Below are 9596 nucleotides of genomic sequence, written 5' to 3'. Positions count from 1 at the left end.
ATGCGGCGCCCCCATCTCTGCACGGTGTGATCACCGCGGACCAGTACGCCCTCGGCGACCTTCCACAGCGCGAGCGCACCGAGCGCGCCCGCGATCGCCCACAGGAGTGCAAAGCCGAAGGGCACCTCGGCGATCGCCCGCATCGCCCCGGTCTGGTCGCTCGCCACATCGCCGCCGGTCGCGACGATGATCGCCAGCATCCCGATCAGAGCGTGCACGAGGCCGGCGGCGGCGTACCCGCAGCGGGCGAGGCGGCGAAACCACGTCGTGTCGGTCGCCTCGCGCGCGACGCGCTTCGGGGCGGCGATGTGCATCCGGTCAGCCTACGGCCGGGACGCATCATGGCCGCGGGGCGCCGTGCAGGTGATCGCGGTGCTTCTCGGACTGCCGCTTCTTGGTGACGACATCGATCGGACCCGTGACCGAGAGCTCGTCCTCCCAGCATTCGATGCCCCCGACATCCGGCATGAGGGCCCGGGTGAAGACCGGGTCCCGGCCCTCGCGGCGCTGGCGGGTGTAGTCCTTGAGGAGGCGGAAGGACAAGCCCGACAGCAGGGCGATGGCGATGAGGTTCGTCAGGGCCATCAGCCCCATGACCCCGTCGGCAAAATTCCAGACGAGGTCGGCGGTGACCACGGACCCGGCGAGCACGGCGACGACGGCGAGGATCCGGTAGCCCGTCAGTGCGGCGCGGCTCGAGGTGATGAATTCGATGTTCGACTCGCCGTAGTAGTAGTTGCCGAGGATCGACGAGAACGCCAGCAGGAAGATGATGATGCTGAGGGCGATGTTGGACCAGTCACCGAGGGTCGACACCAGCGCACCCTGGGTCAATCCGATGCCCCGGGTGGCGCCGGCCAGATCGGGTACCGACACGAGGATGATGAACGCCGTGATCGAGCAGACGAGGAACGTGTCGAAGTAGACGCCGAGCGTCTGCACGAGGCCCTGCTTGACGGGATGGGTGACGGCGGCGCTGGCGCCCGCGTTGGGCGCCGAGCCCAGGCCCGCCTCGTTCGAGAACATGCCGCGCTTGATGCCCGTCAGCACGATGTAGCCGAAGGCGGCGCCGACGACCTCGTTGAATCCCCACGCCTGTGTGAAGATCTGGGCGAACACGACGGGGATCTGATCGACGTGGAAGCCGACCACGAGCAGCCCGAGAAGCAGGTAGAGCAGCGCCATGGAGGGGACGAGTGCCTGGGTGACGGAGGCGATGCGACGAACTCCGCCGAAGACGACGAGAGCGGTGAGCAGCGCGACGCCGATGCCCACGACCCATGGCACCCAGGCCGCGACGCCCTCGCCGAGGCTGCCCGACACCGTGGCGGCGATCGTGTTGGCCTGCAGCGACGAGAACGCGAACGGGAAGCAGACGATGAGGATGATCGCGAACCAGATGCCCAGCCAGCGAGCTTTCAGACCGCGCTGCATGTAGTAGGCGGGACCGCCGCGGAAGCCGTCCTTGTCGCGCACCTTGAACAGCTGCGCCAGGGAGGACTCGATGAAGCTCGAGGCGCCGCCGATGAAGGCCATCAGCCACATCCAGAACACCGCGCCCGGGCCTCCGACGGCGATGGCGGTGCCTACGCCGGCGATGTTGCCCACGCCCACCCGCGACGCGGCCGAGATCGTGAACGCCTGGAACGCGGACACCGACTGAGGCTCGCCGGTGGTGGTGCGGGGAGTCTTGTCGGTGAGGGTGCGGAACATCTCGGGGACGAGGCGCAACTGCACCACCCCCGAGCGCGCGGTGAAGTAGAGCCCCAGCACCACGACCACCGGCACGATGATCCAGGTCCACAGGTTGTCGCCCCAGGTCAGCAGCCAGGCGTTGATCGCATCCTCATCCATGCGCACAGTATGTCGGTCGGCGCCCGCCATGACCAGCATCCTCACAGCGGCGTCGGTCGCGCCATCCGGTAACGTAGGGGGGATGCCCGAGCGCACGACGCCGGGTGAGAGCTGAATAGGGAGGTCCCCGTGGACATCGATCTCGGGCTGCTGCGCACGATCGAGCGTGAGAAGGAGATTCCCTTCGACGAACTCGTGCGGATCATCGAGCAGGCGATCCTGACCGCCTACGGCAAGCACACGTCGCCCTCGGGCGAGGTGCCCGAGGGGGCTCGTGTCGAACTCGACCGCAAGAGCGGACACGTCGGCGTCTTCATCGCCGTGACCGACGACGAGGGCGCGGTCATCGGCGAAGAAGAAGCGGTGACCGATGGATTCGGTCGCATCGCGGCCTTCGCCGCCAAGCAGGTCATCAGCCAGCGACTGCGCGACATCGCCGACGACGCGGTGCTCGGGGAGTTCCGCGGCAAAGAGGGCGACATCGTCGCGGGCGTGGTCCAGCAGGGGCCCAATCCGCGCATGATCCATGTGGATCTCGGCACCATCGAGGCGATCCTCCCGCCCGAGGAGCAGGTCCCCGGCGAGTCCTACACGCACGGCTCGCGCCTGCGCGTCTACGTCACCTCGGTGTCCAAGGGCACCAAGGGTCCCTCCATCACGGTGTCGCGTACGCATCCCGGCCTCGTACGAAAGCTGTTCGCCCTCGAGGTCCCCGAGATCGCCGCGGGGCTGGTCGAGATCGTGTCGCTCGCGCGCGAGTCGGGCCACCGGTCCAAGATCGCGGTCAAGGCGAACGATCCCGCGATCAACGCGAAGGGCGCCTGCATCGGCGAGCTCGGTCGCCGAGTGCGCGCGGTGACCGAAGAACTCGGCGGCGAGAAGATCGACATCGTCGACTACGACCCCGAGCTTGCGGCGTTCGTCGCCAACGCGCTCTCGCCCGCGAAGGTGACCTCGAGCTTCATCCTCGACGCCTCGACCAAGGCCGTGCGCGCCCTCGTGCCCGACTACCAGCTCTCGCTCGCCATCGGCAAAGAGGGCCAGAACGCGCGACTGGCGGCCAAGCTCACGGGCGCCAAGATCGACATCCAGCCCGACAGCGTGCTCGAGGGCGACTGATCGTCGGAGGCGGTGCTGCCGGCCCGGAGGTGTAACATGGTGCCTGTACGAACGTGCGTCGGTTGCCGCACGCGTGCTCCCCGGTCCTCCCTGCTTCGTGTCGTGGTGGATTCCGGTGCGCTCGTCCCCGACGAGCGCGCGGTTCTCCCGGGACGAGGCGCGTGGGTGCACGACACGCAGAAGTGCGTGGATGCCGCCCTGCGGCGTCGCGCATTCGTCCGGGCATTGCGCGCGTCAGGCTCGCTTGACACGCAGACCATCGAGAAACGGCTGAACGGCTATGGAAACAAAGTGAACGGCTCGAAATGAGACCCGTCCGCGGATAACGGTCTGCCCTGCCTGGGTGGACCCAGACAGGAGAATTTGTGGCTGCCAAACCACGCGTGCACGAGATCGCTTCCGAACTCGGCGTCGACAGCAAGGTCGCTCTGGCCAAGCTGAAAGAACTCGGCGAGTTCGTCAAGAGCCCCTCGTCGACCATCGAGCCCCCCGTGGCTCGCAAGCTGCGTCAGGCCCTCGCGGCCGAAGGCGCGGCCAAGCCGGCTGAGCCCGCTCAGTCGAGCGCCCCCGCACGACCGGCCGGTCGACCCGGACCGGCGCGCCCCGCGGCTCCGTCGCGCCCGGCCGCTCCGTCGCGCCCTGCCGCTCCTGCGGCGAGCCCCGCGCCGGCGCCCGCCGCGCCGGCCCCCGCGCCCGCGGCGCCTTCTGCGCCGGCACCGGCGGCCCCCGTTGCCGAGACCCCCGCGGCGCCCGCGCCCGCCGCCGACACCGCGGCGCCCAAACCGGGTGGGCCCACACCGACGCCCCCGCGTCCCGGTGGCGCTCCGCGCCCCGGCAACAACCCCTTCGCCAGCGCGCAGGGGATGGGTCAGCGCCCGGCCGGGCCGCGTCCCGGCAACAACCCCTTCGCCAGCGCGCAGGGCATGGGCCAGCGCCCGACGCCCGGCAACATCCCGCGCCCGCAGGCCCCGCGCCCCGGCGCTCCCCGTCCCGGTGCTCCGCGTCCCGGCGCCCCGGGTCGTGCCGGTGGCGGTCGTCCCGGCGGCGCGCCCTTCCAACAGCGCCCGGGTGGTCCCGGTCGCCCCGGCGGCGCGGGCGGCGGCGGCTTCGCCGGTCGCCCCGGTGCCCCCGCGGGCGGCGGTTTCGCCGGTCGTCCCGGAGGAGGCGGCGGTCGTGGTCGCGGACCCGGCGGCGGCACGGCCGGCGCGTTCGGCAAGGGCGGCGGCAAGTCCAAGCAGCGCAAGTCGCGCAGGGCGAAGCGCCAGGAATTCGAGATGAGGGATGCCCCGACCGTCGGCGGCATCAACGTCCAGCGCGGCAACGGACAGATCATCCGGATGCGCCGCGGCGCGTCGATCTCGGACTTCGCCGACAAGATCGAGAACATCACCGGTTACACGGTGCAGCCCGGCACGCTCGTCACCATCCTGTTCAACCTGGGTGAGATGGCGACGGCCACAGAATCGCTCGACGAGGCCACCTTCGAGGTGCTCGGTGCCGAGCTCGGCTACAAGATCCAGATGGTCTCGCCCGAGGACGAAGACAAGGAGCTCCTCGAGAGCTTCGGTCTCGACCTCGAGGCCGAGCTTGAGGCGGAGAACGAGGAGGACCTCGAGATCCGGCCGCCGGTGGTCACCGTCATGGGTCACGTCGACCACGGTAAGACGCGACTTCTCGACGCGATCCGCAACGCCAACGTCGTCGCGGGCGAGGCCGGCGGCATCACGCAGCACATCGGTGCGTACCAGGTCTGGACCGAGCACGAGGGCATCGAGCGCGCGATCACCTTCATCGACACCCCGGGTCACGAGGCGTTCACCGCCATGCGCGCCCGTGGTGCGCAGGTGACCGACATCGCGATCCTCGTGGTCGCGGCGGACGACGGCATCATGCCCCAGACGGTCGAGGCGCTCAACCACGCCCAGGCCGCCGGCGTCCCGATCGTCGTCGCGGTCAACAAGGTCGACAAGCCCGACGCCAACCCGGCCAAGGTGCGCCAGCAGCTCACGGAGTACGGACTCGTTGCCGAGGAGTACGGCGGAGACGTCATGTTCGTCGACGTGTCGGCGCGCGCGGGCACCAACATCCAGGAGCTCCTGGACGCGGTGCTGCTGACGGCCGATGCCGGGCTCGACCTCACAGCCAACCCCAACAAGGCCGCGCGCGGTGTCGCGATCGAAGCCAAGCTCGACAAGGGTCGCGGCTCGGTGGCCACGGTGCTCATCCAGTCCGGAACGCTCCGGGTGGGCGATGCGATCGTGGCCGGGACGGCCTACGGGCGCGTGCGCGCCATGGTCGATGAGAACGGCGACGCCGTCACCGAGGCGGCGCCCTCGCGCCCCGTCCAGGTGCAGGGTCTGAACTCCGTGCCGCGCGCCGGTGACACGTTCATCGTGACCGAAGAGGATCGCCTCGCCCGCCAGATCGCCGAGAAGCGTGAGGCCGCCGAGCGCAACGCGGCCCTGGCCAAGGCGCGCAAGCGCATCTCGCTCGAGGACTTCACCCGCGCTCTGCAGGAGGGCAAGGTCGAGTCGCTCAACCTCATCATCAAGGGCGACGTCTCGGGTGCCGTCGAGGCGCTCGAGGAGTCGCTGCTCAAGATCGAGGTCGACGACTCGGTGCAGCTGCGCATCATCCACCGCGGTGTGGGTGCGGTGACCGAATCCGACGTGAACCTGGCGACGATCGACAACGCGATCATCATCGGCTTCAACGTCCGACCCGACACCAAGGCGCGTGAGCGTGCCGCCCGTGAGGGTGTGGACATCCGGTTCTACTCGGTCATCTACAACGCGATCGACGACGTCGAGCAGTCCCTCAAGGGCATGCTCAAGCCGGAGTTCGAAGAGGTGCAGTCGGGTGTGGCCGAGATCCGCGAGGTGTTCCGCTCCTCGAAGTTCGGCAACATCGCCGGTGTCATCGTCCGCAGCGGCACCATCACGCGCAACGCGAAGGCGCGCGTGATCCGCGAGGGCGTCGTGATCGCCGACGGGCTGGCCATCGAGTCGCTGCGCCGGTTCAAGGACGACGTCACCGAGGTGCGGACGGACTACGAAGCCGGCATCGGCCTCGGCAAGTACAACGACATCCGGATCGGCGACGAGATCGAGACCACCGAGATGGTGGAGAAGCCGCGCGTCTGATCGATGCATGAGTGAAGGGCGGGGGCCGTGCGGCTCCCGCCCTTTCTCGTCCCCTGCGAAGAGGACCCCCGACGAGGGCGGGCCATGGGAGGCGGGGGGAGCGCCACCCGCCCTCGTCGGAAGATGTGCCGGTGGGAGCGAGCCTTGGGTGGCGTGGGGTTGCCACTCGCTCCCACCGGGGTCTCAGGCCGCCGGAGCGGCGGAGCCCGACGGGCGTTCGAGAGCGGCCGCGACGGGCTTCGCCCCCGCGAGCAGCGGGCTGATCGGGGTGGTCCGGCGCGGGCGATAGACAACCCGCGCGTGGTAGACGTAGCGCACGATGAAGGCGACGACGAGCGTGACCGCCTGGGCGAGCACGCTCGGTATCGGGGTGAACTGCACGATCAGGTAGAGGAGGGGCAGCCGTGCCAGCGCCTCGAGAGCGTTGAAGCCCACCGACTGGGCGAAGCGGTGAGCGAGGTGCCGGCCCTCGGCGCGCAGGTCGTGGAAGACGAACGCCTCCTGCAGGAAGAAGTTGCCGACGATCGTGATCACCGCGGCGATGACCGCGGCGACGAGGTAGTCGACGCCCACCGCGATGAGCCCCGCCATGATGGCGAGGTTCGCGACGGCGCCCACCGCGCCGATGAGGCCGAAGCGCGACATCCGTCCGAAGCGCAGCGCCGCGAGCTGCTGGACGAAACGCAGACCCTGCCGGAAGTCGGCTTTGGATTCGCCGGCGAAGCGGGCACCGAAGATGAAGGGCTCCTCGACGACGCGCAGGCGCTGCCGGGCCAGGATCTCGAGGAGGATCTTGAAACCCTGCGGACGCAGCGTGTCGATCTCGATCGCCGCACGCCGCAGCGCGAAGAAGCCCGTCATGGGGTCGGTGCAGTTGCGCAGCCGCGAGGGGAACATCGCCCGCGTGAGGGCGATCGACGCGTTCGAGACGACCTTGCGTCCCACGCCCGAGAGACCGGCGTTGCTGCCGTCGCCCACGTGACGGGAAGCGACGACGACATCGGCGCCGGTGCCGGCCCCGGTCTCCAGCAGCACGGGCACGAGCTCGGGCGGATGCTGCAGGTCGCCGTCCATGACGACGCACCAGTCTCCGGCCGAGGCCCGGATGCCCTCGACGACCGCGCCGCTGAGACCGCCGACGGGTGCGTCGCGATGGATCAGGCGCACGGGCACCTCGCTCCAGGCGGCGCTTGCGCGGATGGCGGCAGGGGTGTCGTCGGAGGAGTCGTCGACGAAGAGGATCTCGGAGCCGTCGGGCGGCAGAGCCGCGCCGAGACGCCGGACCAGTTCCGCGACGTTGGGGGATTCGTTGTAGGTCGGCACGATGACGGTGGTGCTCATCTCAGTTCCCTTCGGGTGGGGCGGGATGCGGATCAGGGGAGGACTTCGCGGATGTTCCAGGCGCCGAAGCTGGCGACGACGCGCGAGTTCTCCAGCGCGATGCCCGCCTGCGTGAGGCCGAGGTAGTCGATGTTGGGGGCGACGGTGGGGCCCTCGACGATCCAGCCGATCTCGGACCAGCCGCCGGGATGCTCGTCCTGGAACTGCGAGTCCAGATCCACCTTCTCGAGCACGATGACCTGCCACGGGTCCTCCCAGCCCGCGGCCTGCACGTCCTGCCACATCGAGTACGGCACGACCACGACGTCGTCCCTCGAGACGTTCTCGGTCACCCAGTCGCGGGCGTCCCGCCAGTCGCGGTTCTCATCGGCCGAGATGAGGGGGATGCCGCGCCCGATCCACTGCTCGATCGGGATCAGCACCGCAGCGGCCGCGATGACGAGGGTCGCGAAGATGGGCCCCGTCGCCCGGGCGCCGGGCGCGTGGGTGCGGAAGAAAGCCATCAGCCCACGCCAGACCAGGTCGGCCGCGCCTCCGATCGCGAGGGCGAGGAAGGGCAGGACCGCCACGATGTACATCGCCGGCAGATAGCCCTGACTGCCCACGATGGGCAGGGCGAAGCAGATCAGCGCCAGCGGAATCCAGCGGGTTCGACCGGCGAAGGCGCAGAGGAGGCCGGCGATCAGGCCCGCGACGACGATGTAGCCGTCGAGGAAGAACCAGCTCTGCAGGAGGTCGTAGCGGGACGAGCCCTCCTCCCAGATCCACCCCGAGCCGGAGCGCGAGAGGAACTGATACGCGAGGCCGTCCTGCAGTGAGACGTGTCCCTCGCCGGCGATCAACTCGCCGCGCAGCAGCGCCATCACGGGGAAGAGGGCGAGGATCAGCCCCCCGACGCCGAGGAAGCCGACGACAGAGAAGGTGCGGCTGCCCCATCGCGATCGTCCCAGCAGCGCCACGAGCAGCGCGGGTCCGAAGACCGCCAGCGTGAGTTTGGACAGCACCGCCACGGCGAATGCCGCCCCCGCGCCCACGTGGTGCCAGAGAGCTCGGCGGGGGGAGAGGGCCAGATAGAAGGCGAGGAGGATCCAGGGCATCCCGACGGTGTCGAGGAAGACCTGGCGACCGAGGGTGAGCGAGAGCGGGGAGAGGACGAAGATCGCCGTGGCGAGGATCGCGAACGGACGATAGGCCCCGACCCGGCGGGCGACGAGGTAGACGAGCATCGAGGTCAGGGCGAACAGGCCGGCCGACACGTAGCGCATCGCGCCGATATCGGATCCTCCGCCCAGGCCCAGGAACTGGGGAATCCAGAGCAGACCCGCGAGCTGGATCCATCCGAAGGGCGGGTGGTCGTACCAGTAGGTGTACGGGGCGAGTGCGCCGTTCTGCACGGCGACCGCCTGGGCGACGTAGGTGCCTTCGTCGTCCTGGAAGGGGGGTGCGCCTTCCACGTTCCAGGCGCCGATGATCAGCGCGACGGCGAAGACGATCAGGGCGGTGAGGTGGTCGGGGACCGCGAGCCACGCGAGGAGGCGGCGCCGGCCGCGCACGAGGGCCCCCTCGCGCACCGCTGTCGGCGCAGCATCCGCGCCGACTTCCGCGACGGGGCGTTCGTCGAGCGCGCTCACGGGGCCACCTCCGCGGCGTCGATGTAGCCGAGGTGTCGCCCCGTGTGCGAGGTCTTCTCCCACGAGAAGTCGCGGCTCTTGAACCGGGTGTAGGCACGGATGGCCGCATAGGCGAGCAGCAGCTGGTAGGCCGGAGTGCTGAGCACGAGCAGCGCGTAGTCCCGGAAGCGGATGGCGAAGCGGTGGTCCTTGCCGAACTCGTGCAGCATGCACGCTTCGAAGGCGATCGTCGCGAGCGTCGTGATGAGGGGCAGGAAGGTGATCATCGTCACGGCGAGGGGGAACTTGCCCCAGATCGCCAGGGCGATCATCATCGGCACCGCGATGCCGGTGAGGGCCATGAGGTGCTGCTGGGTGAGCGTCCACCAGGCGGTGAAGCGTTCGCGGGCCGTCGGCAGGTTGCGCCACAGGCCTTTCGCATAGACCTGCATGAACCCGAGCGACCAGCGTGTGCGCTGCTTGACCAGGCCGCGCACGGTGTCGGGTATCTCCTCGCGGGTGACCAGCT

General features: G+C 69.5%; 8 protein-coding genes. 3 read left to right on the top strand and 5 right to left on the bottom strand.

Features of this window, described 5'->3' with window-relative positions; genetic code table 11:
- Nucleotides 1–314: DUF1206 domain-containing protein (locus tag DI573_RS11970; protein WP_292814516.1), on the bottom strand; the 314-nt coding region annotated here is incomplete at its 3' end.
- A gap of 25 nt (nt 315–339) precedes the next feature.
- Nucleotides 340–1854, bottom strand: a complete 1515-nt coding sequence (locus DI573_RS11965) for an alanine/glycine:cation symporter family protein (RefSeq protein ID WP_292814514.1) — start codon at nt 1852–1854, stop codon at nt 340–342.
- Between the two features lie 129 nt (nt 1855–1983).
- Here DI573_RS11965 and nusA point away from each other — a divergent pair, with 129 nt between their 5' ends.
- From nusA to infB, 3 genes are read left to right on the top strand one after another with little or no spacing between them, the layout of a single operon-like run.
- Nucleotides 1984–2973 (top strand): transcription termination factor NusA, encoded by a 990-nt coding sequence (gene nusA, locus DI573_RS11960; RefSeq protein WP_292814511.1) that lies wholly within the window; start codon nt 1984–1986, stop codon nt 2971–2973.
- 36 nt (nt 2974–3009) lie between these two features.
- Complete coding sequence (locus DI573_RS11955; RefSeq protein WP_292814509.1) at nt 3010–3282, top strand: YlxR family protein; 273 nt, start codon at nt 3010–3012, stop codon at nt 3280–3282.
- A 56-nt stretch (nt 3283–3338) separates the two neighbouring features.
- The gene (gene infB, locus DI573_RS11950; protein ID WP_292814506.1) at nt 3339–6116 is read left to right on the top strand and encodes a translation initiation factor IF-2; all 2778 of its coding nucleotides are present in this window, start codon (nt 3339–3341) and stop codon (nt 6114–6116) included.
- Between the two features lie 183 nt (nt 6117–6299).
- Here the strand turns inward: infB and DI573_RS11945 are convergent, their stop codons facing one another.
- The 3 genes from DI573_RS11945 to DI573_RS11935 form a co-directional block, all read right to left on the bottom strand.
- On the bottom strand, nt 6300–7457 hold the full coding sequence (locus DI573_RS11945; RefSeq protein WP_292814502.1) for a glycosyltransferase family 2 protein: 1158 nt from the start codon (nt 7455–7457) through the stop codon (nt 6300–6302).
- Nucleotides 7458–7489: 32 nt separating this feature from the next.
- Nucleotides 7490–9088, bottom strand: coding sequence for a glycosyltransferase family 39 protein (locus DI573_RS11940; protein WP_292814499.1), 1599 nt, complete (start codon nt 9086–9088; stop codon nt 7490–7492).
- The coding region (locus DI573_RS11935) for a glycosyltransferase family 2 protein (RefSeq protein ID WP_292814496.1) at nt 9085–9596 on the bottom strand (512 nt) is incomplete at its 5' end. The genes DI573_RS11935 and DI573_RS11940, both read right to left, overlap by 4 nt.

Source organism: Microbacterium sp. (assembly GCF_003248605.1).
GTDB lineage: Bacteria > Actinomycetota > Actinomycetes > Actinomycetales > Microbacteriaceae > Microbacterium.
The sequence above is the reverse complement of the archived record's forward strand: the minus strand, read 5'-3'. Positions and strand labels throughout refer to the sequence as shown.

Coding starts and splice junctions, on each gene's coding strand:
- DI573_RS11965 (WP_292814514.1), bottom strand. CDS start 1,854: ATGGATGAGGATGCGATCAACGCCTGGCTGCTGACCTGGGGCGACAAC.
- DI573_RS11955 (WP_292814509.1), top strand. CDS start 3,010: ATGGTGCCTGTACGAACGTGCGTCGGTTGCCGCACGCGTGCTCCCCGG.
- DI573_RS11945 (WP_292814502.1), bottom strand. CDS start 7,457: ATGAGCACCACCGTCATCGTGCCGACCTACAACGAATCCCCCAACGTC.